General features: G+C 33.4%; 27 protein-coding genes. 24 read left to right on the top strand and 3 right to left on the bottom strand.

Annotated elements, in window-relative coordinates; genetic code table 11:
• Positions 1 to 42: 42 nt before the first annotated feature.
• The gene (locus ACFVR1_RS03625) at positions 43 to 921 is read right to left on the bottom strand and encodes a LysR family transcriptional regulator (protein WP_387580474.1); all 879 of its coding nucleotides are present in this window, start codon (positions 919 to 921) and stop codon (positions 43 to 45) included.
• Between the two features lie 135 nt (positions 922 to 1,056).
• On the opposite strand from ACFVR1_RS03625, the gene ACFVR1_RS03630 reads away from it, so the two are divergent.
• The 14 genes from ACFVR1_RS03630 (at position 1,057) to msrB (ending at position 11,466) form a co-directional block, all read left to right on the top strand.
• Positions 1,057 to 1,818, top strand: coding sequence for an alpha/beta hydrolase (locus ACFVR1_RS03630; protein ID WP_387580476.1), 762 nt, complete (start codon positions 1,057 to 1,059; stop codon positions 1,816 to 1,818).
• 138 nt (positions 1,819 to 1,956) lie between these two features.
• Positions 1,957 to 2,205, top strand: a complete 249-nt coding sequence (locus ACFVR1_RS03635; RefSeq protein WP_387580478.1) for a hypothetical protein — start codon at positions 1,957 to 1,959, stop codon at positions 2,203 to 2,205.
• Between the two features lie 234 nt (positions 2,206 to 2,439).
• Positions 2,440 to 2,616, top strand: coding sequence for a hypothetical protein (locus ACFVR1_RS03640; RefSeq protein ID WP_387580480.1), 177 nt, complete (start codon positions 2,440 to 2,442; stop codon positions 2,614 to 2,616).
• Between the two features lie 148 nt (positions 2,617 to 2,764).
• The gene (locus ACFVR1_RS03645) at positions 2,765 to 3,190 is read left to right on the top strand and encodes a hypothetical protein (RefSeq protein ID WP_387580483.1); all 426 of its coding nucleotides are present in this window, start codon (positions 2,765 to 2,767) and stop codon (positions 3,188 to 3,190) included.
• Positions 3,191 to 3,287: 97 nt separating this feature from the next.
• Entirely contained in the window at positions 3,288 to 3,725 is a 438-nt protein-coding gene (locus ACFVR1_RS03650) for a BrxA/BrxB family bacilliredoxin (protein WP_387580486.1), read from the top strand.
• The gene (locus ACFVR1_RS03655; RefSeq protein WP_387580487.1) at positions 3,722 to 4,504 is read left to right on the top strand and encodes a class I SAM-dependent methyltransferase; all 783 of its coding nucleotides are present in this window, start codon (positions 3,722 to 3,724) and stop codon (positions 4,502 to 4,504) included. The genes ACFVR1_RS03650 and ACFVR1_RS03655 overlap by 4 nt, the downstream gene beginning before the upstream one ends.
• A 276-nt stretch (positions 4,505 to 4,780) precedes the next feature.
• A complete protein-coding gene (locus tag ACFVR1_RS03660; protein ID WP_387580490.1) occupies positions 4,781 to 5,356 on the top strand; it encodes a YpjP family protein in 576 nt (191 codons plus the stop codon).
• A gap of 830 nt (positions 5,357 to 6,186) precedes the next feature.
• Positions 6,187 to 7,131, top strand: a complete 945-nt coding sequence (locus ACFVR1_RS03665; protein WP_387580492.1) for a thymidylate synthase — start codon at positions 6,187 to 6,189, stop codon at positions 7,129 to 7,131.
• A 22-nt stretch (positions 7,132 to 7,153) separates the two neighbouring features.
• Entirely contained in the window at positions 7,154 to 7,642 is a 489-nt protein-coding gene (locus ACFVR1_RS03670; protein WP_387580494.1) for a dihydrofolate reductase, read from the top strand.
• Positions 7,643 to 7,859: 217 nt separating this feature from the next.
• Positions 7,860 to 8,699, top strand: a complete 840-nt coding sequence (locus tag ACFVR1_RS03675) for a DegV family protein (RefSeq protein WP_387580497.1) — start codon at positions 7,860 to 7,862, stop codon at positions 8,697 to 8,699.
• A 431-nt stretch (positions 8,700 to 9,130) separates the two neighbouring features.
• Positions 9,131 to 9,937 (top strand): GDSL-type esterase/lipase family protein, encoded by an 807-nt coding sequence (locus ACFVR1_RS03680; protein ID WP_387580500.1) that lies wholly within the window; start codon positions 9,131 to 9,133, stop codon positions 9,935 to 9,937.
• 12 nt (positions 9,938 to 9,949) lie between these two features.
• The gene (locus ACFVR1_RS03685; protein ID WP_387580502.1) at positions 9,950 to 10,522 is read left to right on the top strand and encodes a YpmS family protein; all 573 of its coding nucleotides are present in this window, start codon (positions 9,950 to 9,952) and stop codon (positions 10,520 to 10,522) included.
• Between the two features lie 12 nt (positions 10,523 to 10,534).
• Complete coding sequence (gene msrA, locus ACFVR1_RS03690) at positions 10,535 to 11,059, top strand: peptide-methionine (S)-S-oxide reductase MsrA (protein WP_387580504.1); 525 nt, start codon at positions 10,535 to 10,537, stop codon at positions 11,057 to 11,059.
• A complete protein-coding gene (gene msrB / locus ACFVR1_RS03695; protein WP_387580507.1) occupies positions 11,056 to 11,466 on the top strand; it encodes a peptide-methionine (R)-S-oxide reductase MsrB in 411 nt (136 codons plus the stop codon). Before msrA ends, msrB begins: the two co-directional genes overlap by 4 nt.
• A gap of 399 nt (positions 11,467 to 11,865) precedes the next feature.
• Here msrB and ACFVR1_RS03700 read toward each other — a convergent pair whose 3' ends face one another.
• Entirely contained in the window at positions 11,866 to 13,725 is a 1,860-nt protein-coding gene (locus ACFVR1_RS03700) for a methyl-accepting chemotaxis protein (protein ID WP_387580510.1), read from the bottom strand.
• A gap of 121 nt (positions 13,726 to 13,846) precedes the next feature.
• Here ACFVR1_RS03700 and ACFVR1_RS03705 point away from each other — a divergent pair, with 121 nt between their 5' ends.
• The 9 genes from ACFVR1_RS03705 to ACFVR1_RS03745 all read left to right on the top strand — a co-directional run bounded on the left by ACFVR1_RS03705 (position 13,847) and on the right by ACFVR1_RS03745 (position 23,282).
• A complete protein-coding gene (locus tag ACFVR1_RS03705) occupies positions 13,847 to 14,068 on the top strand; it encodes a YozE family protein (RefSeq protein WP_387580512.1) in 222 nt (73 codons plus the stop codon).
• A 71-nt stretch (positions 14,069 to 14,139) separates the two neighbouring features.
• Positions 14,140 to 14,844: a purine-nucleoside phosphorylase gene (gene deoD / locus ACFVR1_RS03710; protein ID WP_387580515.1), complete on the top strand. Its 705-nt coding sequence runs from the start codon at positions 14,140 to 14,142 to the stop codon at positions 14,842 to 14,844.
• Positions 14,845 to 14,967: 123 nt separating this feature from the next.
• Positions 14,968 to 16,449, top strand: coding sequence for a lmo1851 family serine protease (locus ACFVR1_RS03715; RefSeq protein ID WP_387580518.1), 1,482 nt, complete (start codon positions 14,968 to 14,970; stop codon positions 16,447 to 16,449).
• Between the two features lie 217 nt (positions 16,450 to 16,666).
• Entirely contained in the window at positions 16,667 to 17,572 is a 906-nt protein-coding gene (locus ACFVR1_RS03720) for a CobW family GTP-binding protein (RefSeq protein WP_387580521.1), read from the top strand.
• Complete coding sequence (locus ACFVR1_RS03725; RefSeq protein WP_387580524.1) at positions 17,565 to 17,825, top strand: hypothetical protein; 261 nt, start codon at positions 17,565 to 17,567, stop codon at positions 17,823 to 17,825. The genes ACFVR1_RS03720 and ACFVR1_RS03725 overlap by 8 nt, the downstream gene beginning before the upstream one ends.
• Positions 17,826 to 17,984: 159 nt before the next feature.
• The gene (locus ACFVR1_RS03730; RefSeq protein ID WP_387580527.1) at positions 17,985 to 18,842 is read left to right on the top strand and encodes a CAP domain-containing protein; all 858 of its coding nucleotides are present in this window, start codon (positions 17,985 to 17,987) and stop codon (positions 18,840 to 18,842) included.
• A 931-nt stretch (positions 18,843 to 19,773) separates the two neighbouring features.
• Positions 19,774 to 21,195 carry a spore germination protein gene (locus tag ACFVR1_RS03735; protein WP_387580530.1) on the top strand — a complete coding sequence of 474 codons (1,422 nt, stop codon included), beginning with the start codon at positions 19,774 to 19,776 and terminating at the stop codon, positions 21,193 to 21,195.
• A complete protein-coding gene (locus ACFVR1_RS03740; RefSeq protein ID WP_387580532.1) occupies positions 21,188 to 22,213 on the top strand; it encodes a GerAB/ArcD/ProY family transporter in 1,026 nt (341 codons plus the stop codon). The genes ACFVR1_RS03735 and ACFVR1_RS03740 overlap by 8 nt, the downstream gene beginning before the upstream one ends.
• The gene (locus tag ACFVR1_RS03745) at positions 22,206 to 23,282 is read left to right on the top strand and encodes a Ger(x)C family spore germination protein (protein WP_387580535.1); all 1,077 of its coding nucleotides are present in this window, start codon (positions 22,206 to 22,208) and stop codon (positions 23,280 to 23,282) included. The genes ACFVR1_RS03740 and ACFVR1_RS03745 overlap by 8 nt, the downstream gene beginning before the upstream one ends.
• Before the next feature lie 407 nt (positions 23,283 to 23,689).
• Here the strand turns inward: ACFVR1_RS03745 and ACFVR1_RS03750 are convergent, their stop codons facing one another.
• Positions 23,690 to 25,051, bottom strand: a complete 1,362-nt coding sequence (locus ACFVR1_RS03750; RefSeq protein WP_387580537.1) for an MATE family efflux transporter — start codon at positions 25,049 to 25,051, stop codon at positions 23,690 to 23,692.
• A 45-nt stretch (positions 25,052 to 25,096) separates the two neighbouring features.
• On the opposite strand from ACFVR1_RS03750, the gene ACFVR1_RS03755 reads away from it, so the two are divergent.
• Positions 25,097 to 26,173, top strand: a complete 1,077-nt coding sequence (locus tag ACFVR1_RS03755) for an undecaprenyldiphospho-muramoylpentapeptide beta-N-acetylglucosaminyltransferase (protein WP_387580539.1) — start codon at positions 25,097 to 25,099, stop codon at positions 26,171 to 26,173.
• Positions 26,174 to 26,258 lie beyond the last annotated feature (85 nt).

Genomic DNA, 26,258 nt, shown 5'->3' on the forward strand with positions numbered 1-26,258 from the left:
AACCATCCCCCGCGAAAAGTAACAATCTTTCTACGTTTCTACTTAACGAGAAAAATAGTCAAGAACAAACTGTTGAAATTGTTTTGCAGCAGGTGATAAGTAGCGATTCTTCACAACAGCCATTCCAATTGTACGCTCGCACTTTGCATCATTTATGTGCAGTTTAGCTATTTTATTTGAATGAATTTCTCCACCGTCCGGCAGTATTGAAAAGCCAAGCCCAGCTGCAACGAAGCCTGCGACAGTAGCAACTTCATCTCCTTCAAAGGCAACGTTTGGTGTTAACCCCAAATTTTCAAAGATTTCATCCGTTGTTTTACGAAGGGCATATCCTTTCTTCATCGAAATAAAGGATTCATTAGCTATTTCCTTTAAAGAAATACTCTTTTGATTCGCAAGTGGGTGATTATTTTGTATTATAATATAAAGCTCGTCACGCCATAATTCGGTCCATTCAATTTGATTTTCATCTTCCATTGAAGCGAGCAAGCACAGATCTAATTCCCCCGATTTTAGTTGTTGTAATTGCGTATGAGTATGATTTTGTTTAAATTGAAATGTAATATGAGGAAATTGTTTGTGAAAAGCCCTTATAATGTTTGGTACAGTGCTAGTACCAAGCGTATGTAAAAAACCAAGTGATACTTCCCCTTGTTCTGGATTGATTAGTTGTTGAATATCTTCTAGTCCATCGTTCATTTCCTTTATAATCCGATTTACTCTTAGGAGGAACATTTGGCCGTACCGATTTAACACAATCGATCTACCTTGTCTATCGAATAGTGGAACCCCAATCTCTTCTTCTAACCCTGCGATAGAGCGACTTAACGCAGGTTGAGAAATAGAAAGTATTTCAGCTGCACGGGTCATATGTTGTACCTTTGCCATAGTTTGAAAATATTCAAGACGTTGCCATTCCATTTCTTAACCCCCAAGATTCGATTCATGCATTTTATGCATTGTTATAATAAAAATAATAAATTATACATTATGAATCGTCAATGATAGTATAAATTCAATATACTAATGGTTTAGCTAAATAAAGGGGATATAAAAATGAAAGTAGTGGCACCTAAATCTTTTACATTTGAAGGCGGAAAACGAGCAGTATTATTGTTGCACGGTTTTACGGGAAGTACTAAAGATGTAAAGAGATTAGGAGAATATTTACAAAAAAGAGGCTATACATGTCATGCTCCAATGTATAGAGGGCATGGGGGAACTCCAGAAGAGTTATTACAAACTAGTCCAAATGAATGGTGGCAAGACGTTGTTGAAGGATATCATTATTTACTTAATCTAGGTTATGAAGAAATTGCGGTAGCAGGAATATCATTAGGCGGTGTATTCTCCCTAAAAGTTGCAGAAGAATTTCCTGTAAAAGCAGTCGTGTCCATGTGTGCTCCTATTAAACGGAGTAGTACAAATGGGTTATTTGACCGACTATATAACTACGCAAAAATATATAAATTTTTTGAAGGGAAATCAAAAGAAGAAATTATTGAAGAACTGGAAGTACTCAAAAATACACCGAGAGATTCTTTAAATGGTGTTCAATCAATTACTGAAAATACGTGCGAAGAATTACATTCTATTACATCTCCAACCCTTGTTCTTCAAGGAGCACTAGATGATGAAATTTATCAAGAAAGTGCCTCGTTTATCATTGAACAAGTAGAAACAAATGAAAAAGAAATCATTTGGTATGAGGAATCCGGTCATATAATTACTACTGGAAAAGAAAAAGATAAAGTATGTGAAGACGTATATACGTTTTTAAATCAAGTTGAATGGACAGATGTAGTACTACAAAGATAATAAGAACAACACCTTCGATTATGGTGCACTTTGAACAAGTGTTTCAATCGAAGGTTTTTTTGTGTATATAAATAAAAATGAGTAAATAAATGAAAACAAGTGAATAATAGAAGAACTATAGAGAGAAGAGGGAGTTCTATGCAGAAAGAAATGATGAATCAAAAACAAAAAATACAGGAAGAACACCATATAACATATTATTTCACTATTTTATTTATTTTATTTGGAACTCTGTTTGTTCAATATGTATTAAGTAACAAAATGGAGCAAATAAATATCTTTTCAATCTTACTTGCATTGACTTCAGGAGGACTACCTTTCGGAGTTGTTGGTGCTTTCATTGATTTTAAAATATCAGAATACAGGGTAAAGTCCTCATATAAATAGACACGGGTGATATCTGTACAAGTTTTTCTAATTGACTAGAACACATGCTGATGCTTTTACACCGCATCGGATTCTGATTTTCATTTATTGAAATATGTGATAGAAGAGCTTACTTGCGATTCGCTTTTATAACAAAAATCATGATCCCATTTAGTGATTTTCACCATCCTAAACAAATAGTGAACAATATGCCACAGAAGAATATAATAAATATGTGGAGAGGTGGGTGGATATATGAATCAAGAGTTGATTACTCAAGAATTAATAAATGAAGAAGGAACTAGATTTATTGGTAATCTTTTTTCGTTAGCGGGCTCCGTTTTATTTTTAATCGGTACGTTTATTGCAACAGTAGTAACCTATCATGCATATAACAGATTGCGGACACAAGGACAGGGAGGATTAACTTAAAATCGTCTAAGCAAATTTTTTAAGCACCTAGAATGGTGCTTTTTTACATAATTTGGTTACAATAACAAAAAGAAGTATTACTTATCGTTTCTCAAGTAGGTATGGATGTAGTATTCTTAATAATATATCCTGTAGAGGTGGTATTTAAATGAAATTTTTTAAAGTCCTTTTAAGTTTAGTCGTAATTTTCGCTATAATAGGGTTTGCAGCATACTATTTTGTACCCAAACTAGTTGCAGATCAAGTAATGGATAAGGTAGCAGTTGAACTACAAGATAGTGGCCAACTAAAAAATATTAAAGAAGAGATCAATAATGATCCTCAATTACAGGCATTTATTGAGGATGGGAAAAATATAGATAGTAGTAAGCTTCCTTTTCAAACGAAGGAAGAAGCAACTAGAGTATTAATGAAAAAGTTTAATATAAGTGAAATAAAAGAAATCCAATCAAAAGCACAAAATGGAATGTCAACTGAAGAGAAACAAGAAATTTTCAATAAACTCCAAAATAAGTTATCAGATGAAGAAATGCTAGCCCTAAAAGTTCTTGCATATAAAGAATTATCAAAGTAATCAGTAGTAAAAGTTGAAAAACGTGAAAAAATATGAAAATATGATTAGAATAAGGATAGTAAAATGAAGTTGAATGTAAAAGAAAGTAGGAGAATAGATGAACGCGTACGATGAGTATATGAAGCAAGTAGTTAAACCGATGAGAAGTGAACTAACAAATGCAGGGTTTACAGAATTAGTAACCTCTGAAGATGTGCAAGATCATATGGCAAAAGCAGAAGGGGTATCATTAATTGTTATTAACTCTGTGTGTGGCTGTGCAGCAGGTTTAGCTAGACCAGCAGTAGTGGCTGCTGTAAATGAATTAAAGGTGAAACCAGATAACTTAGTTACAGTGTTTGCTGGACAAGATCAAGAAGCTACAGCTACGATGAGAAGTTATTTTGAAGAAGTCCCACCTAGTTCACCTTCAATCGCAATTTGGAAAGATGATCAATTAGCATATTTCATCCCACGGGAACAAATTGAAAGCAATTCTATGGAAACTATTAAGGATCATTTATTTGGTGTGCTTTCACAAATTGTTACTTCATGAGTGCTATTGTAACAACTGCAGGAAGAACGAATGAAAAATTTATTGAATTAGCAAAACAAATAGCAATTGAACTTTCATTGCCCTATTGGAACAGGGAAAAGAAATCCGTGGAAGTTATGCAAGAAAAGTTCGAATCAGATGTGTTAGTGGTAAGTAAGGAAAGATTAGAGTTATACCCATATGGGGTTAAGACTCCATTTTTCTTCCATCCAAACTCCGCTGCTTTTCGACTGAAAAGATTACTTAAAGGGGAACAAGACGTTTTCTTGCAAGCAACGAAGCTGCAAAAAGGAGATCGTTTCTTGGATACAACAGCGGGACTTTGCTCAGATAGTATTATTGCTGCTTATGCCGTCGGAAAAATAGGAATCGTCAACGCTTGTGAAGTAAATAGACTTATTGCATTCATAGTTTCTACTGGATTAAAAAGTTACAAAACGGATTTTCAGGAGCTTCAATCATGCATGCGTAATGTAAATTTGATTCATCAAGATGCGATGGAAGTATTAAACATGGCAGAGTCTAATTCATATGACGTTGTTTATGTTGATCCAATGTTTGAAGAAATTATTGAAGAATCCTCTAATTTTGAATCGCTTCGTAATGTTGGGGAACATAGCTTGCTGACAGAGGAATGGGTGGAAGAAGCGAAACGAGTGGCTAAGAAACGAGTTGTTTTAAAAGCACACTTTCGATCTGAATTATTTCAAAAATTTGGATTTAAGCAATTTGAAAGACAAACATCCAAATTTCATTATGGTATTATAGAAATAACATAATTATATAAAAACGCTTTGCATTAATTTGCAAAGCGTTCTTGTTTTGAATTAGTCAGTAAAGTTAAGAGAAATTAAATATCCTAAAAAGAATAAAAAACCGATTCCAATTACTAAGTTTGCATCCATTATAAATTCTCCTCCTTCAAAAAAACGTGCTGTATGTTTACATTATTTATTGTACAATGAATAATAAGAAGTTGAAACCTTTTGTTCCTAAAAACGTACTATATCATAATGAGTGTTTTAAAATTGGTCAAAAATAGAAGGTGATGAAAAATGAAGAAATGGTTTAAAAAATCCATAATAATAACAGTAGCATTATTAACATTTGGTCTTATTTCTCCTGATCATCTCATTTGGGAGCAATTATTAGATCCAAAAAATCCAGAGAAGTCGTTATTTTCGGATACAGAGTCTATAAGACATGAGCAAGTTTCTTTATTAGAGAAACAGGATTTTAAAGATTCTATTTCAATTGCAGCAAGAGAGCAATCATACATAAAGTTTGGCGAACGAATTGGTCCAGTAATCAGAAATGAGTTCGATGATGTAATTTTTCCACGTATTCAAGAAGTTATTAACACAACAGTTTCTAATACGGAACCAGAAAAGGTAGTAAACTTAGCAATAACTGAGCAACCATCTGGTGAATATCACGAAAAGATTTTTCACATTTATAACAACGATACTAGAAAAGATTTAATACGATTTCATGTAAGAACAGACAAAAAACCTCAAGAAGGTTATTATTTTAATTTTCATTATCACCTTGCTAAGGATAATTATGCAAAGCATTACGCTCTAGGAGAAATTTATTGGTCAAAAAACACACCTCCTAAATGGCTATCCTAAAACAACCAAAACACTCATATAAAAAATGAGTGTTTTTTTGTTTCCTGTTGATATTTCCCATCTCTAATTAGTTAATTTGTTACTTGCGATTAAATCCATATAAAACCCATATACTTCACAACATTTAGAGAACGTACGGCAAAAAGGTAATTAGCTTGATTTTGATTATAGATTATCGTTAATCGGATAAGGTTTATAGGAAGGGGAGATGACTAATAACAATTGCATGAAGTTTATTGTAAAAGAAGGTATGAAACTAAAAACGAATTTCTTGATAAATTAGATGAGTTCCTTTTGAATAATCATATTAATCATGAGAAATACAAAGAGTCAACAGATCTTTCATAAGCTAGTGTTATGTTTTAGGTCATTTTAGGAAGGAAATACTTTCCTTTTGTAGAACATAAGTAGATAGAATGTGAAAATAGTGAAAAACAACAAAAAAATTATAGCAATTGCAAAAGCCAAAATGAAATATTGAACATTATGTATTGGAAGAAGTGAAGAAACTTTCAAGTTTTAAAGGAGATAATTCATAGTAAAATTCATGAATGAATATAAAAAAAAGGGGTGGTACTATGGGGATGGGTGTTCTTATTTTTGTTATATTATCCTTAAGCATTTTTGCATTCTGCATTTTATTAGGTGTAATATATACTTTTGGAAAAAGGGGTAAAAACTTTTTTTAAATTATAAAACCAAAGTGTACATTGTTCAATAATACAACTCTTAAATAGCTATCTTAAACATTTAATGCCCTCTTGTCGTCAAGAGGGCATTTTTTCGTTATAATGAATTCAAGACTAGAAGGTAAAAAAGGGGCTTTACAAATGGAGCAGTATTTAAATTTATGTAGACATATAAAAGACTATGGCTTAATGAAAGAAGATAGGACTGGAACTGGTACTAAAAGTGTATTTGGTTATCAAATGCGTTTTGATTTAGAGAAAGGTTTTCCACTGTGTACTACAAAAAAGATAGCATTTCGTTTAGTAGTGAGTGAGTTATTATGGTTTATTAAAGGTAATACGAATGTCAAAACTTTAATAGAAGCTAATAATCATATTTGGAATGAATGGGCTTTTGAAAAATGGGTGAAAAGTGAAAGTTATGAAGGACCAGATATGACTAATTTTGGAGTTAGAGCTGCTAATGATCCTACATTTAAAAGCATTGTCGATGAACAAATGGAAAAATTTTGTGCAAAAATATTATCAGATGACCAATTTGCTGAGGAATTTGGTGATCTAGGACCAGTTTATGGAAAACAATGGCGTTCATGGCCAGGGCATAACGGAGAAACAATTGATCAACTCAAGAACCTAATTGACCAAATAAAAAATAATCCTGATTCACGTAGACATATCATTACAGCATGGAATCCAGCCGAAGTTGATGAGATGGCTCTTCCGCCTTGTCACTCCTTCATGCAATTTTACGTAGCGAAAGGAAAGCTTTCATGTCAATTGTATCAACGTAGTGCCGATGTTTTTTTAGGAGTGCCATTTAACATTGCATCTTATGCGTTATTAACACATTTAATAGCGAAGGAATGTGATTTAGAGGTTGGAGAATTTGTCCATACTCTTGGTGATGCACATCTATATTCAAATCATATGGAACAAGTGGATACTCAATTAAACCGTAATCCAAAACCACTGCCAACATTAATACTTTCTTCGGATAAAAAATCTATATTTGATTTTGAATTAGAGGATATTTTCCTAGAGGGCTACGACCCACATCCTCGTATAAAGGCACCTATTGCTGTTTAAAATATGACTGGAGGAAGTATAAATGATTTCTTTAATAGTAGCACATGATCCAAACAGGGTAATGGGACTCGACAATAAAATGCCTTGGCATATACCAGGCGATTTAGCCTATTTTAAAAATAAAACGATGAGTAAAGCCATTGTTATGGGTAGGAAAACGTATGAATCCATTGGAAGAGTTCTTCCTGGACGAAAAAATATCATTATTACAAGAAATCCTTCCTATAAAGTGGATGGTGCTGAAGTAGTTAGTTCGATTGAAGAAGCACTAAAAATTGCAGAAAGTTTTCACGAAGAAGTAATGATTATCGGCGGAGAACAAATTTTTAAAGAAGTACTATCAAAAGCGGATCGTCTTTACATTACTTATATTCAAAATGTTTTTGAAGGAGATACATTCTTTCCCCCTTATAATAGTGATGAATGGATACTTGTCGATACTACGGAAGAAATGCAGACAGTTGATGGGATAACTTACTCCTATTTAATTTATGATAAAAAGAAGAAATAAAACCCATTATTGAGATATTGCTAAAAATTTTTCATTAAAATTAGATAATCAAAAGTTCAAATATTAATTTTACAGTCATATATTGAAGAAAGAATCCACAGTATCGACACTAAATCAATATCAAATACTTTATGAAAAAAAGTAAAATGTCTAATATACAAAAAGTCGTAATAGCAATTCTTCTTATAATTGGTGTTTAGAGGAAAGAAGGGTTTTAGTGTCTAAAATTCATATTGTAACGGATTCAACGGCGGATTTATCAAAAGAGTTGATAGAAACCTTTCAAATTCATGTTGTTCCATTGACTCTTCAAATAGACGGAGAATCATTTGTTGACGGAGTAAATATTCAACCAGAAGAGTTTTTAGATAAAATGGGTTCATCAAAAGAATTACCGAAGTCATCTCAGCCTGCAGCAGGTGTCTTTAAGGAATTATATGATAAACTTGGAGAAAATGGAGATCAAATATTATCCATACATATGACTGGTGGCATGAGTGGAACGGTGAAGTCGGCAGAAGCTGCGGCTGAAATGTCTGAATCTGATGTCACAGTCATTGATTCAAAATTTATTTCTTTTGCATTATCCTTCCAGGTAGAAGAAGCAGCGAGAATGGCTCATAGGGGAGAAACATTAGAGACAATTTTGAAAAAGTTAAATAAAATTCAAACTAACACTAATTTGTATGTAGTAGTGGATACCCTCGATAATTTAGTAAAAGGCGGGAGAATCGGTAAAGGATCTGCCATATTAGGCTCGTTGTTATCGATTAAACCAATTGCTAGTTTAGCTGGCGGTGTCTATACGCCAATAACAAAAGTAAGAAGTCATAAACAAGTAGTTAGTTTTTTATTTAAACAATTTTCAGAAGATACAAAAGGAAAAATAGTAAAAGCAGTTGGGATTTCTCATGCAAACGGTTTATCAATGGCAGCACCATTAATGAAGCTAATTGAAGAATCGGGCTTTAAGCAAATCCAAGTCTCTTTTACTTCTCCCATCATTAGTACACATACGGGACCAGGCGCTATAGGATTCATGTATATGACGGAGTAGGTAATAGGAAAGCAGGGGAATTTCCCTGCTTTTATTTTTAAAGGTAAGTAACTATATGAATTTATTATACTAGGAAACCAATATTCACAATGGCTTGAAGTGCTTCAATGGTGACTCTTTATGAAGGATCTTCCAATCATAATTTTTTTCTAATAGTTCATTTCTAGTGGATGGACAAAACGTTTGCCCTTCTTTTAGTTGTTTGTAAAAGCGACCACTCGACTCCTGCGGGAAAGCGGAGTAATCGAGACCCACAGGAGCAGAGCAACGAGGATTCTCGATTTTTCGACCACGGTAAGCTTCGGAAAAAAACTGATCGGAGACCAAAGTGCATCTGAAGGGCGCTTGCGCTTTACTTATCAAATAATAAAGTCAGGCATTTGCACTGCCATGCTTGAATCTCGGGCATTTCTTATTGAAAGGAGTTATGAATGAAGTACATTTTTTACTTATTATGTATCATTTTATTAGGTGGTTGTGATAATCATGATACTTTTACATTAGACTTTACGGAAAAGGAATCCATTTCTTTCGAGGAATATGTTATTCCTTATTCGTTTTTCCCAAGAACATTACAGATGGTTGGTATTGGCGACTCCCTTACAAAAGGTGTAGGAGATGAGTTAAAAAAAGAAGGCTATATAGGAAGAGTAAAAAGAGATTTTTTACAATTTAATGGAATAGAAGATGTTGTTTTAACCAATACTGCATTAAGAGGTAGAAGAAGTGACCAATTACTAAAACTTCTTAAAAATGGTGATTTTGATTATGCAATTCGAAATGCAGATATTATGATGATCACTATTGGTGGAAATGATTTAATGAAAATTGTGAAAAAAGATTTATTTAACTTGAAGGTAGAATCCTTCGAGAAAGGTTTAGTTTCGTTTGAAAATAATTATATGAAAATTATTGATAAGATTCGTAAGATTAATAGTAACGGAAAAATAGTATTAATTGGGCTTTATAATCCGGTATCAGTTGTTACCGAAGAGTCTAGTGAATTTGATGCAATTATTAATGATTGGAATAAAACAATAGAAAATATTGCTAAAAACGATGGGAATGCATGCTTTGTCCCTATAGAAAAACTTTTTGATACAAATAAGGATTTAGTATATCACACGGATTTTTTTCATCCGAATAGTAAGGGATATCAATTGATGGAAGAAACAATAATAAGATCTTTAGTAGAATGCGGTTTTATAGATGAGGAAAATAGGGAATTGTTGTTTTAAGGAGTTGAAGAGATGAACAAATGGAAAATAGCATTCTTTTTACTTGTACTAATATTACTTGGATTAGTGGTTGGATTATTTTATTGGATATCAACTCCATCTGATTCATCGGAAGAACAGTTAGAAACAACTAATTATACGGGGAATGTGCTGACAGTAAACTCTACGAAAGAGGATTTTGAGGGTATTGCTAATACGTTTATGAAAAAAGCGGTTGCTGGGAAACCTTTACCTTTAAAGCTGGAATTAAAAGATCAAGTGATTTTGACTTCTGAATTAATTATTTTTTCTACTAATATTCCTGTGAAAATGTATTTCGAACCTTTTGTTGAAGAAAACGGAGATATTCGATTAGTGCAATCATCTTTAGAAATTGGAAAATTAAAACTCCCCCCAGAAACAGTATTAAAGGTATTAAAAGACTCAATTCAACTTCCAAATTGGATGATTGTCAAACCTTCTGACAAAGAAGTTTTAATACAATTAGCTAGTATTCCAATGTCTTCTGGAGTTCATGTACGAGCCAAAGAATTGAATTTAGTTGAAGACGTTATTAAATTAGAGATAATAATCCCAGATGAGTGAGGAGGATATAACATGGAAAAGGCAACATTTGCAGGTGGGTGTTTTTGGTGTATGGTTAAACCATTTGATACTTTTGAAGGTATTGAAAGTGTAATATCTGGCTATACGGGTGGTCATGTTAAGAATCCATCTTATGAACAAGTTTGTTCTAATAATACAGGTCATTATGAAGCTGTTCAAATTACTTATAATCCAGAGATTTTCTCATATGATCAGCTATTAGAAATCTTCTGGATGAATATAGATCCGACAGATGAAGAAGGGCAGTTTTTTGATAAGGGGAGTTCTTATCAAACTGCTATATTTTATCATAATGAAATACAGCACGAAAAAGCAGAAAAATCGAAAAAAGAATTAGAGGCGTCAAAAAAGTTTCATTCAAAAATAGCTACGAAAATATTACCTTCAAAAGAGTTTTACCCAGCCGAAACCTACCATCAAGATTACTATAAGAAAAATCCGGCTCATTATAATCGGTATTATGTCGGTTCTGGAAGAGCTGCATATATCGAAAAAACATGGAGGGATTCTAAATGAAAGACAAATTAACGGATATGCAATATTACGTGACACAACAAAATGGTACAGAGCCACCTTTTCAAAATGAGTATGATAAGCATTTTGAAGAGGGGATTTATGTAGATATCGTATCAGGAAAACCATTATTTCATTCGAAAGATAAATACAATGCAGGTTGTGGGTGGCCAAGTTTTACGAGACCAATTGAATCTCAAGAAGTGGTTGAACATTTTGATGATAGTCATGGGATGAGAAGAGTAGAAGTAAGAAGTAAGACGGCAAACTCACATCTAGGACATGTTTTTCCTGATGGACCACAAGAAGAAACAGGACTACGTTATTGTATAAACTCAGCTTCTTTACGATTTATACCAAAGGCCAAGCTTGAAGATGAGGGTTATGAAGATTATTTGAAATTGTTCTAGAAGCGTCCATGTGTCACGAACAATTCTGATAATTAATTGCAATTCAATATGCTTAAGAACAAATAATACCTACTACACTTGAATGTATAAAGTGTAGTAGGTATTTGTTTTTAAAGTCAGAAGCGCTAAAGAAGCGTTGAACGGACGAAATTGTATCTTCGTCCGAATAGAATTTTATCTTTCATTAACCGAACCAAATGCATTATGTAACTACACATTCCAAGTGGGGGACGGACAAGCATTCACCACAGGATTAGAGAAAAAAGTGGATTGATAAGTGACGCCGTCACTTATCAATCCACAAAATTTCCCCCGATAATAGTGTAGCCATTGTTTGATCTAAAGCACTCTAGCAATAGTAAAGACCAGATGCACTTAAAGGAGTTACGCTTTTCTCAATTACAATTTAAATTCATTTACAACTTTTCGAAGTTCGTCTGCTTGGTTAGATAATTCAACAGCGGAAGCATTGATTTCTTCCATAGCAGCAGAACCTTCTTGAGCAGCAGCTGCAGATGTTTCTGTATTTGTAGCAGTATTTTCTGCAATTTGGTTAACCTCAATAAAAGAAGCAGCAACTTCTTGACTAAAGCTAAGTGTTTCTTCGATTTGATTTACCATCTTGTCAATTATTGTAATCGTTTCATTAGTTTGGTTCATAATTTGTTCTAAAGATGTATTAGTTTCATTTGCAACTTCTACACCACGAATCACATTTTCTACACCTTCATGATTTTGTTTTACGATTGAAGTAACTTCTATTTGAATCGATGTCACAATACTAGTTACTTCTTTAGCTGCTTTTTGAGATTGCTCAGCAAGTTTACGAACTTCATCCGCTACCACTGCAAATCCACGACCATGTTCACCAGCTCTTGCAGCCTCAATCGCCGCATTTAAAGCAAGTAGATTTGTTTGTTCAGCAATTGCAGTAATTGTTTTAATAATTGAAGTAATTTCATATGATTTTGTTCCCAGTGCTTCAACGGTTTGTGAGGTGTTAGCCATTGTTTCCTCAATTTTCATCATAACATCACCAGAGTGGTGTACCGATTCTGCACCTCTCTGAGCAGCAATCATCATTTGATCGGTAGCCTCTTTTACTGATTGAGCATCATTATTTAAATACCTTGTTGCCTCTTCAAGTGAGTTCATCTTTTGAATGGCGATATTCATACTTCTCATGGTTTGTTCACTTCCAGCAGCGATTTCATTAGTTGAGTCTGCTATAGATTGTATAGTAATTGCTGTTTCATCTGATGAAGCCATTAGTTCTTGTCCACTAGCTGAAACATTTTCGGTAAGTAAACTAACTCTTTTAACAAGATTTGCAATAGAGCCGATTAAAACATTTGTACTTTCAGCGATTTCACCAAACTCATCTTTTGAACGTACTTTCACGCGACGAGTTAAGTCACCACCCGCTTGGGCAATATCTAGGATTGAACGGTTGATCGCATAAGTGCTCTTTTTTATAGAAAGAAATAGATAAATTCCAAAAGAAATTGTTAAAGCTACTGAAAAAATAGTTAACGCGATGAATAAGTATAAGGAAGTATTATTGCTTTTCTTTAAAAGTGCTATTTGTTTAGCGTTGTTTTTAGCTAAAATTTCATTCATCGATTCGATATGTACATCTACGTAATTCATTGCGGTTTTGCCGTTTCCAGCGTTTACCAATTTTTGTGCAGATTCAATTCCAGATTCATCTCGTATTTTAATCACTCGTTCTGAATATTGAAGATAAGTATTGAAAAATTGTTGAATAGATTGTATTTTTTGTAATTCTTCAGGTCTATCTTTATAGGTTTCATTTAATTCTTTTAAATGAGTAATAATTGCATCTTTATATTTTTTATGACTTCCCATATAATTTGTTTTACCAGTAATAATATAGCTTTGTTCTGCGTAAGCAAGTTGATTAATTTCAGTCGAAATTTGATTCACCATCATTTGCTCTTTAATATCGACATTAGTAAACTTCTCTAATGCTTGTTGAGATGAATACATTTTAGTCGAAGTTAAGACAAGCATTGATATTAAGATTATAATAAGTACGGAAAAGATGAGAAGGACTCGACCTCTTATTGAGTTTAAAATATTTGTTTTGGATGAAGCAGAAAGCTTTCTTTCTTTATTTTTCTTGTTTTTAAATAAAGTAATGAAAGGTTTTCTTTTCTCTTTAACCCTCTTCTTTTCATGTTTATTAACTTTCGGTAACTTCAATGGTTTAATTTTTTTACTGATCCCCTTAAACAACCATATCAACCCTTTCTACTAGTAATACCTATTAATATTTTTAAGTTTACTTCTTTTAGATTAAATTATCTATATATTTTTGAATCTTCTATTACTTCATGACTAAAGGTGGAGAAAAATTATGCATCAATCGTTTTATTTATTTGCTTTAAAATTCCGAGGGGGACAAAAGAAGGACAAAAAAGCAATGTTTGCAGAAGTCATGTTTAATCAACATGATTTCCCTAAAGCAGAAGTTGATTTTGATTCCTTATCAAAGTATATTGAAGAACTTGCACATCCGAATATGAGTGCTACTGTTTTTGATGAGCTTTGGGAACTATATATAGAAGCTATTTACTAGCAATATTATTGCAATTCCATTTGAAAAAATGTATCATTAATCCGATAAGTAATAGAAATGAGGTCAAATAAATGAGTATACACATTGGTGCAAAAAAAGGTGAAATTGCGGATACAATTTTACTGCCAGGCGATCCACTTCGCGCGAAATATATTGCTGAAACATTTTTAGAAGATGTTGTTCAATATAACGAAGTTCGGAATATGTTTGGATATACGGGTACATATAAAGGGAAAAGAATTTCTGTCCAAGGTACTGGTATGGGTGTTCCTTCTATTTCTATTTACGTACATGAGTTAATGAACGATTATGATGTACAAAAGTTAATACGTGTTGGTACTTGTGGAGCAATCCAAAAAGATGTAAAAGTACGTGACGTGATTCTTGCTCAAAGTGCTTCAACGGATTCTACTTTGAACAAAGTATTATTAAATGATGTTAGTTATGCGCCAACAGCGGATTTTGATTTATTATATAAAGCATATAATGTTGGTAAAGAAGCTGGTTTGAGTCTAAAGGTAGGAAACGTATTCACTGCGGATTTATTCTACAATGAGAATGCTCAAAACGAAAAATGGGCTGATTATGGTGTACTTGCAGTTGAAATGGAATCTGCAGCGCTATATACTTTAGCTGCTAAATTCGGTCGTCAAGCTCTTTCCGTATTAACTGTAAGTGACCATATAATTACAGGGGAAGCAACTTCTTCTGAAGAGCGTCAAACAACTTTCAATGACATGATTGTAGTTGCATTAGAAGCCGCTATTCTAGACTAAGATTTTCAACGTCTTACAAAGATTTTCTTCTATGATAGTTCTTATCTTCATAAATAGACTGTCATTTTGATGACAGTCTATTTTTAAAATGTCTTTAAGTTTTTTTGGAAAAGGGTGAAAAATTTGGACGAACAAAAGCAATCAAACGAAGAAGTAGAATCATCCGAAATAAAAACAGCGTCTCGTTATATAAAGATGAAACCAATTGTTTTTCTAATTATGATTTTTGCCTTAGTAATAGGGACAGCAGCGATTACAATGTTTTCTCTTACTATAGGGACGGATAAGCTTGTAGGGGAGTTGAAACCTCAATCAGAGCGTGCAGAGTTCTCTAAGTTATATCTTGCTTATGACAAATTAAAAGAAGAATACTATAAAGATATTGATCAAGATGCTATTGTTAATGGTGCGATTAATGGAATGATAGATGCGTTAGATGATCCATATTCTGATTACATGAATAAAGAAGAAGCCTCTCAATTTAATGAGAGTATTTCTTCAAGTTTTCAAGGAATAGGTGCAGAAATTCAAGAGAGAGACGGAGTAATAACAATAGTTTCTCCTATTAAAAATTCTCCAGCAGAAAAAGCTGGTTTATTACCAAATGACAAAATATTGTCGGTTGATGGAAAAGATATTAAAGGTTTTACTGCTTCTGAAGCAGTACTACTAATTCGTGGTAAAAAAGGAACCGAAGTTAATCTTACGGTGAATCGTGGTGAAAATGCTACGATGGATATAAAAATCGTTCGTGATGATATTCCGATAGAAACTGTTTATGCTGAAATGGTTGGAGATAATGTTGCTCATATCGTTATATCAAGCTTCTCAACGAATACCTATGATGAACTACTGAAAGCTATTGATGAGATGAATAAGCAAGGGATGAAAGCATTAGTATTAGATGTGCGACAAAATCCTGGTGGACTCCTTAATAGAGCTATTGATATTTCTAATTTATTTGTTGAAGATGGAAAACCAATTCTTCAAATCGAAGATAAGGGGAGTACTGATGTAACAACTGCATCACCTGGAAAGAAATTAAAAGTGCCTGTTTCTTTAATAATTGATGGTGGTAGTGCATCTGCATCCGAAATTTTAGCTGGTGCTTTGAGTGAATCCGCTAAAGTTCCATTGGTTGGATTAAATTCATTTGGTAAAGGGACAGTTCAAACAGTAAATGATCTACCAGATGGATCTAACATTAAAATTACAACAGCAAAATGGTTAACACCTAAAGGTAATTGGATTCATGAGAAAGGGATTGCTCCGGACTATGTTGTAGATTATCCTTCTTATGCAATGCTTGCGCCGTTAGATCCGTCTGTAATATTAAAAGAAAATCAATCATCTGAAGCTATACAGAATGCCAAAGAAATGATGAAGGCAATTGGGTATGAAGTGGGAGAAGTGAATGAAAATTTCGATGCTCAATTTGCTAAATCTGTGAAAAAGTTTCAGACGGATAATAATATTGCATCAACAGGTGAGTTAACAGGAGAAACATCCTTTGTTTTAATGGATAAACTTCGTGAAAAAATAGTAAAAGATGATCCGCAGTTACAAAAAGCAAAAGAAGTGGTATTAGAGCTTCTAAAAAAATAAGGGACTAGGTCCTCCGCACAGATTTTAAATAGCGATTGTTCCTATAACTCCTTTTAAACCTGTAAACCTCGAAAGATTTCACAAAATTTCGTAGGAGGTTAATTTGCGGAGTGCATTAATCGTTCCATATCATACAATTGGAAAATTTGAGCTTAATAAAATAAAAAGCTGGCCGAATTGGTCAGCTTTTTCTATATGAAGAAGGGAGAAAAAAACTTTGAGAGATGTATATTTGTTAAGTGGTTTTTTGGGAAGTGGCAAAACTTCTTTATTAACTCATTTAATCGCACAATTTAAAGCTGAAGGATTAAAGCCAGCAGTAATCATGAATGAATTGGGTAAATTGGCTTTTGACAGTAGAGCAGTCGATAATGATGTACCATTAAAAGAGATGCTGGAAGGATGTATTTGCTGTACAGGGTCTGAAAAAATGGAGGCACAACTTCAAATGCTATTAGAGGGAGAAAGCTTCGATGTATTATTAATAGAGACAACCGGAGCTGCACATCCCGTTGAGGCAATGGATTCCGTTTTTTCACCTCTATTTGCAAGTAGGTTAAATATGAAAGGCATTATAACTGTAGCAGATTGTAAAAGGTGGATAGATCGAGATAAAATGACTCCACAAACTAGAATGCTATTTCTAGAACAAATAAGACATGCACATTTAATTGTAGCAAATAAAACTGATTTGCTTACGGAGTCCGAAATTGCTTCAGTTACAATGCAAATCCAAGCTTTAAACAATACCGCACCACTTATACAAACAGCGAATAGTAAAATTCCTATATCTCTAGTAAGGAAAATGGAAGCCACATTTCATGAAAAAGATATAAACAAAACAGCTCTTGGAAAGCAGCTTTTTCTTTCTTCTCGATTGCATATTTTTGAAGAATCGGTTGATAAAGATAGATTTGAAGAATGGGTAAGAGGACTACCTGACAGCATTTATCGAATGAAAGGTTATATACCATTGAAAGGTCATAAATACCCCTTTTTATTTCAATTTGCATATGGAATGGTCCAGTGGATTCCCGAATTCGTTAAAATGCAGCCTCAGATTGTTATAATAGGTGATCAAGTAGATAAGATAGATATTCTAGGAGATAATTCGAATGATTAATGCTTTTCAACGGTTATATAAAGGAAGAATTGCATTGGAAAAAATTCAAACAGAAGAAGAAATTCGAAAGGTAATTCAATCTGAGTTGAAAGATGAATTTACCCACCCAAGAGCAAGGCAATCAGTAGAGAAAAAATATAAACTTGCTATTTCTCGTATCCAAATAAGTACTCTCTCTTTAGAAGAAAAACTCAGACTAGAAGATGTATATAAAGAAGAATATTTAAAACTGTCAACAGGTTACGAAGTGTAAATTTTGATCCAGTTGGTCAAGTTAACCAATAATAGTCTTGTAGTTTGCTAGTCTGACCAATATCTTTTATCCAACTGGACGTGTTGGTAAATATTATTTAAAAATTTCCTCCGATCCTATGTTTACAATAGGGGTGCACAAAAGAAGGAGGAAATGAAAATGAATAAAAAACATTCTATCATTGTTGGATTACTAGCAGGTGGCTTATTGTTATCAACGAATACAGCAAATGCAGCGATGACAAGTGGAAATTCAAATACTACTTCCGAGGCAAAAGCAACAGTTGTAATGTATCAATGGAACTCACCATTTGAATTTATGACTCAGTATAATTGGAAAAATTTAGAGAACTTTAATTTTAACTCTTTTGTTCCATCAAATCAGACAATAGATAAACTTATAGAAAATCAACTACAAGGAGCTTTAACACCAGCTGCTCCAGTAAAAAAACCGGTAGCTGATAAACCAGTTACACCGGTAAAAAAACCAGTAGCAGAAACACCAGTTACACCGGTAAAAAAACCAGTAACAGAAACACCAGTTACACCAGTTCAAAAACCAGTAGCTGACAAACCAGTTACTCCTGTGCAGCAACCTGTAACTCAACAAACACCACCAAATAACAGTCAAGAAGTAAAAGTTCCAGCAGCAGTTCAAGAAGTTGTTGATTTAACAAACAAAGAACGTGCAAAAGAAGGACTAAAAGCTTTACAAATTGATGTAAAACTTACTCAATCAGCACAAGCTAAATCACAAGATATGAAAAACAAAAACTATTTTGATCATACTAGTCCAACTTTTGGTTCTCCATTTGATCAAATGAAATCACTTGGCATCACTTATAAATCAGCAGGTGAAAACATCGCTATGGGACAACGTAGCGCTGCAGAAGTAGTAGATGCATGGATGAAATCACCAGGACATAGAGAAAACATTATGAATCCTTCATTTACACATATCGGAGTTGGATTATCAGATAGTGGATTCTATTGGACACAACAATTTATAGGTAAATAATATATTCAGAGCCTACCAAGTTTTACACTTGGTAGGCTTTTTAATATTCATTATCGTCCTGCGAAACCAGTGTTCATAGTACTTTAAGGAATTAAAAAATACCGAGGATTTCCGTTTCAGGTAGACGCGTTCGTTGTGAAGGCCCATCTGTCTCACTCATCCCGCTGGAGTCGCCACCTTTCACTATAATCTATTAAGTGAGTAGTGCCTAATAAAAGATTTAGCTAGCTATCGCTAAGAGGATAGAATTAGTATAAGAAAACGTAGTGATCATGCCATCCTGTGATAGATGTTGAATAAGAGATGCTATTGCTTTTTAAAATTTTGGTGAAATTTTGCGCATCCGGTTAATATATAGTTCACTAACTAGTGTTCATAGTACTTTAAAAGAATTAGATAATACAGCGCATTTCCGTTTCAAGTGGACGCGTTCCGCGGGGTGAGCGATGAGCCATCCCCGCCGCTACGCGTTCGTTGGGATGGCTCAACTGTCTCACTCATCCCGCTGGAGTCGCCACCTTTCACTACAATCCATTAAGTGAGTAGTACCTATTAAGAAGATTTAGCTAACTATAGCTAAGAGGATAAAATGTAAGTCCCTAACTAATGAACATAGTGTTTAAACGTCATCTATCTTACTATGCAATAATAAATCGTCCTGTGCATACGAGTTGATTGAAGCAGAGGCGGCGACTTCTTTGGAATAGCAGATGTTTTCTGCACCGAAAGCGAAGCGGCAGGTGCATGAACGGAAGGTCACGCAGGAACGCAGTGAGGTGGAGATTGAAGCCATGCCCGCGAAAAGCTACCGCTATATCAACGACATTCATATACTACTCTTCTTGAAAGGACCGGCCGACTTTTTGTCCGGTTTTTCTTACGTTTATATTCAAACCATAGAGGACATACTTCGAAGAGAAGGGGTGATCTAGTGGTTGTATATAAAGAAACAATAGAAATTCTTAAAAGTTCGTTTTCCCATTCTTATGATTTTATTACAAAAGAATTACGATGGAATGAGGATCCTGTAATACTATGCTATTATTCAACAATGATTGATACAGAAAATGTTCTGAAACAAATTAATCATATACAACTATTATACGAAACAAATGACCCGAATTGGAAAATTACTCCGTTTTCGGAGGAAACAGAATTTTCGATAGAACAACTAGAGGTAAGTATTACAACAGGAGAGACGGTTCTAATATTTCCGAAATCAAATACGATGCTTCGAATAATAATTCCTAAAATTGCTTCTAGGGTACCTTCATCACCTCAAAATGAATATGTGGTAAGGGGATCCCATGAAGGCTTTGTAGAAAATGTTGAAGTAAATATAAATTTAATAAGAAAAAGAATGAATACACCGGATTTGAAAATAGAAAGATTAGTAATTGGATCTACAACTAATACAAATGTCTCCATTATATATTTGCGTACAAAAGTAGACCAAGGAGCATTGGAAGTATTGAAAGAAAGGATATCTAAAATAGAGTTAGATATGTTATATGGCTCTGGGCAGTTAGAAGACTATTTAGAGGATGCGATTTGGTCACCATTTCCTCAGTTTCTGAACACAGAAAGACCAGATCGAGTGGTTGCAAATATTTCAGAAGGTAGAATTGCCATTCTAGCAGATTCGGATCCTACTGCACTTATAGCTCCAACTACTCTAATTACTTTTTATGAATCTCCGGATGATTATAATGGAAGGTTATTAGTAGGCTCCTTTTATCGATTAGTTCGTTTAGCTAGTTTTTTTATAGCGATTTTTTTACCGGCTTTTTATATTGCAGTAGCTAGTTTCCATTTTGAAATAGTGCCAATAGATTTAGGGGAAGAAGTGAAGAGTTCTGTCAGTCATGTTCCTTTTCGACCCATATTCGAAGCGTTTCTTTTAGAGATAACAATTGAACTAATACGGGAAGCGAGTATTAGATTACCAAGTCCAGTAGGTCAAACTATCGGGGTAGTAGGGGGATTAGTAATTGGTGATGCAATCGTTTCTGCGGGACTTGCCTCTAATTTAATGGTGATAGTTGTTGCCTTGACTGCGCTTGCTAGCTTTGTAATTCCATCAGTAGAGTTAAGTACATCAATACGTATTTTAAGATTCCCATTTATGATCGCTGCTTCGATATTCGGTTTTTTTGGTCTTGTCATGGGATCTCTAATTCTTTTTATACATCTGTTAAATTTGCAGTCTTTAAATCGACCATATTTGTCTCCAATAATTCCGTTTGAACCAAAAAAACTGTTTGCGGTCTTTTTCAGAACTCCTTATTATAAGTCAAATGAGGGACAAAAGAATTTTTATTTCTTCAAAAAAGGATTGAAGAAAAATGAATAAGTGGACTCTGTCTAATAAACAATTATTTTTATTTTTATTTATTCTTCAAACTGGTACGATTTTTATAACACTCCAAACTCGAGTTATAAAAGCAGCTGGACAAAACGCTTGGATTGTATTCACCCTTGTTAGTTTACTACATTTAGTATTGTTAATCATTTTTAATAAGTATTATAAATACTTTCAATTAAATAAATTCGAAAAGTGGCTTTTTCAAATTTATTGGTACGTTGTAGTTATTGTTTTTTTGGGAACAATAGATTTTTTACTAATTGTTTGGGTTTTTCCTTTAACACCACATTTTCTTGTTATTGGAATAATAGTTTTTATTTCTTTTTATGCAAATATAAGCAAATATGCTGTTCCTTTAAATATTTCAGTTATTTTACTTCCATTCATAATATTGTTTTTGGGAGTATTATTTCTTGCTGTTCCTGATTTAATATGGACTAATCTTTTTCCTATGGGGCATATTGATAAAGACCAGTGGATAGGTGGGACAAAAGAATCACTAAGTGCTTTTATCGGTTTGGAAGCTTTCTTATTATTGCGCCCATTTGTACAAGACAAAAGAGAAATAAAGACAAAACAGATTTTATACTACCAAATTGCTCTCACTCTATTTTTTTTAATTACTATCCTATTCACCATTTTATTTTTTTCTTTGGAAGAATTAAAAGTAATTCCAGTTGCAATAATGTTTTTATTAAAAGCACAAGACGTAACCTTTGTAGAACGCTTAGATTTGTTTTTTACTTATTTTTGGATGATGTGGAGTATAATAACGCTCTCGTTATTTATGTTTTTAGGTATTCATCTATATAAAACAATGCATAAATCACATTTCAAATTTACAGTAATCATACATCTTATCATATTTATTTGCCCTATATTTTTATTGTCACGAGATTTATTAAAGAAAGCAAATGATTTACTAGCGTACGGCCACTTGATTTTTGGCATATTATTACCATTATTTATTCTTCTTAAGGGATGGAGGAAGTCATTGCGTGAGTAAAAAGATAAGTATATTAATAATGGTATTAATCTTATTAAGTGGATGCTGGGATGAAAGGCTAAACAAGGATTTTGCAAGTATACCTATGGTTGGTTTCGATGGCGAAATAGGTAATTTAACAGGCTATTTTGGATTGCCAGGAGAGCAACATCAAAGTGAGCAATTCGAAATGTTATCGGAAAAAGGTGTATCTGTACAAGATGTAGCTCAAAAAGTAGATCAAAAAGTAAATCAAAGATTGGATTTGTCAAAACTAACAAGTATATTATTATCTGATGATACAGTAAAAAGTGATTTAGATAATTACCTTGATGCATATTATCGAAATTCTAGGAGCCGGTTGAATACTGTTCTAATAATCACGGTAGGTAGTACAGCTCCATTTATAAAATATGGAGAAAAAATGGGTAGTGATGTAAATAATTATTACAGTGAATTTGTAGAGGGATTTAAACTAGAATCTGTTTTATCGAAAGCGGATATTCAGCAGTCTCTTTCCGTTTTAAAGGATGAAGCAATTGATTTAACCTTGCCATATATCAAAATGTCAAAAGAAGGAGATATTGGAGATATTCCAGAATTAGTTGGACTCGCACTATTTAGCGAGAAAAAATTTTCGGGCAAAACGTTAAATAAAGACGAATCCATCATACTGCAATTAATGAAAAAGAAGAAAGGGAAGTATCCTAATTTAACTTTTACACATAAAGATATCCCTCTTACGATTAAAGTGGACAATTTACAAAGGAAAATGAAATGGGACGGTAAGCATATTGAAATTCATTATAAAATGAAAATAGGGGTAGTGGAATATTATAAAAATCATTTTTTAGAGAAAAAAGAGCTTCAAGAAATAGAAAAATTTTTAGAAGAGACATTTACTAAAAAAATGGAAGAGGTTTTAAAGGTATTACATGACGGTAATTGTGACGCACTTGGAATTGGTCGTGATGCAAGGGCCTTTCATCCAGATTTATTTGAGAAAGATAAATGGCATGAGATATACACAACAATAACGATAACTCCTATTGTGAAAGTAAAAATTGTTGAAACGGGCATCACAGATTAAAAATGACACTATTAAGAGTATTTTTAGATTGTAGACAAACTCAATTTTGGATGTATAAAGTTATATATTAAATTCGGCAGGGACCGCCATTTCGGTTTCCGTGGGCTTGGATTCAGTTCAAGCTATTCCCACAGGAGTCTTCGTGGTGGTCCCTGCTTTGTAAACAATTCCTTATAATAGTTATCCACTATCTTTACTTTTAATTGGAAGAGGTAACCTCATTATAGAGATTAACTGTCTATTCATAATCATTTATAAAAATACTTTTGTCGTCAAACTGAAAATACACTATAAAGCATTGGTTTTCGATAAAAATCTTACTTTAATATTATTAACTATCTAGACTCTATCATATTCTCTATGAGGGCGGTACAACGCACTTTTAAAATAGCAGAGTACAAGTTCTCTTAAAGGTCACTTGTGCTTTTCTTTATTTTTCTTTGTAAGTAAAGAAGTCTTGTACCAAGAGTGATAGCACCAAATGTTAGCCCAACAATAAGTCCAATCCAATAGCCGAATCTTTCAAAGGAAGTATAATTTGCTAAAATATATCCAGTTGGAAGCCCAATGATCCAATATGAAACAATTGCCATTATAAAGGTAATGGTTACATCTTTATATCCACGAAGTGCACCTTGAACTGGTGCTTGAATGGAATCTGAAAGCTGAAACAATGCTGCAAAGAGGAAAAATTGAACAGTCAGAGTAATAACTGATTGATCATTCGTATAGATCGATGCAATTTGTTCTCTAAATATAAGTAAAATGGACGCAGAGAAAAAGCTAAATAAAATCGCTGTACCTACTGCCAACCAACTATATGTTTTTGCATCTTTAAATCTATTTGCACCAACTTCATGACCAACTAAAATGGTTGCTCCCATCGCAATACTTAATGGAACCATATAAAGAAGAGAGGTAAAGTTCATGGCAATTTGATGTGCAGATATGACAGCAGTAGAATATGTACTCATAAGTATAGTTACAGCCGAAAAAATGGTTGTCTCAGCAAATATGGATAACCCTATAGGAATACCTATTTTAGTTAATGCTCCAATTTTTAAAAAGGACGGTTTACTCCAACCGTGAAATATCTTTAATTCCGCGAAGGGTTTGTTACGATACACGATAATAATAGCGATTAATAATATTAACCAATATGTTAGTGCCGAACCTAATCCTGCCCCAACACCTCCGAGAGCAGGAAAACCGAATTTCCCATAAATAAATACATAGTTTAATGCAATATTAATTGGAGCAGATAACAGTGTAATAATCATCGATATGCGCGTTTTTCCTAATGCATCAATAAAAGAACGAAGCACACTATAAAGAAACAAAGGAATAAGTCCAATACTCATCATATATAAAAAATTCTTGGCAACGAGGCGTACACTATTCTCGAGAGGAATACGTTGAAGTACAGGATCAATACATAAGAAAATAGCTACAAATATAATGATTGCTAACACAATGGCAATATAAAATCCTTGTTGTACAAATGTACGTACTTCTTCCTTCTTTTTCCCGCCTATTAATTGTGATACAATTGGCGTAATGCCTAGTAATATACCGGTTAGTCCAGTATAAACAGGAACCCAAAGGGAGGAACCGATGGAAACACCTGCTAAATGGTTAATACTATACTTACTAGTCATTAAAACATCAAAAAATGTCATTAAGTAGAGGGCGACTTGTGTGACTAGTATAGGAACGACTATCTTGATCATTTGAAAACTTTTTTCTGATAATGTTTTCGTTTCTTTCATTTTGCATACATCCTTTAAAGTTATAAGATAGTAAGGAGATTATTAATGAATAATAACACAATTGTTTTAACAGGTGGAGGAACTGCAGGACATGTTTCATTAAACCAAGCAATTATTCCCGATTTAATCGAAAAAGGATATGAGTTGCATTATATCGGTTCTTCTGATGGAATTGAAAAAACAATTATAACAAAAAGCTTCCCATCAATTCCATATTACGAGATTTCAAATGGAAAACTAAGACGCTATTTTTCCATAAAGAACTTTTCTGATCCTTTCAAGGTTCTTTATGGCACAATGCAAGCGGCAAGAGTACTGAAAAAAGTTAAGCCATCTCTTGTTTTTTCAAAAGGTGGTTTTGTTTCTGTTCCTGTAGTAATAGCAGCAAAACTTGCAAATATTCCAGTAGTTATACATGAGTCAGATATAACCCCGGGGCTTGCAAATAAAATTGCTAGTTCTTTTGCAAAGCATATTTTTACAGTATTTGAAGAAACATTGAAATACTTGCCTGTAGAAAAAGCTTCTTCAATTGGTGCAATTATTCGCCCTGATTTATTAAGTGGAAATTCGTTTACTGCAGAAGAATTAACTGGTTTCAGGGCTAACAAAGAGACTATTATTATTATGGGCGGTAGCCAGGGTGCCGCAAAAATTAATGAAGCTATTTATGAAAATATAGATGTATTAACTAAAAAGTATCAGATAATTCATCTTTGCGGTAAAGGAAACTTAAATACTGCCTTAATAGGTAAGCCAAATTATATTGCCTTTGAATATGTCACTAACGAGTTACCTCATTTGTTGAAAATATCAGATTACGTTATTACTAGAGCAGGATCAAACTCAATATTTGAGTTTTTACAGTTAAAAAAACCAATGCTTTTAATACCTCTATCCATTCATGCAAGTAGAGGGGATCAAGTGTTAAATGCAAATTACTTTGAAAAAAAGGGTTTTGGTATTGTTTTAGAAGAAGAGAATTTAACTCCAGGTACTTTTTTAGAGTCTCTTGCATTGCTAGTTCAACAAGCTGAGAAAATTATTGCCAATCAAAAAGGAGCAACAAATTCCAAAACGCCTGCAGAATTTGTCGAAACACTACTAACTTATAAAAAATAAAGAACTCCCTTCAGCTTCATTCTTGACTTTCACTTCCCACTTGCCATCATTTGTACGTTTAAGATTTTCAACACTATGTCTGTAA

Source organism: Psychrobacillus sp. NPDC058041 (assembly GCF_042885655.1).
GTDB lineage: Bacteria > Bacillota > Bacilli > Bacillales_A > Planococcaceae > Psychrobacillus.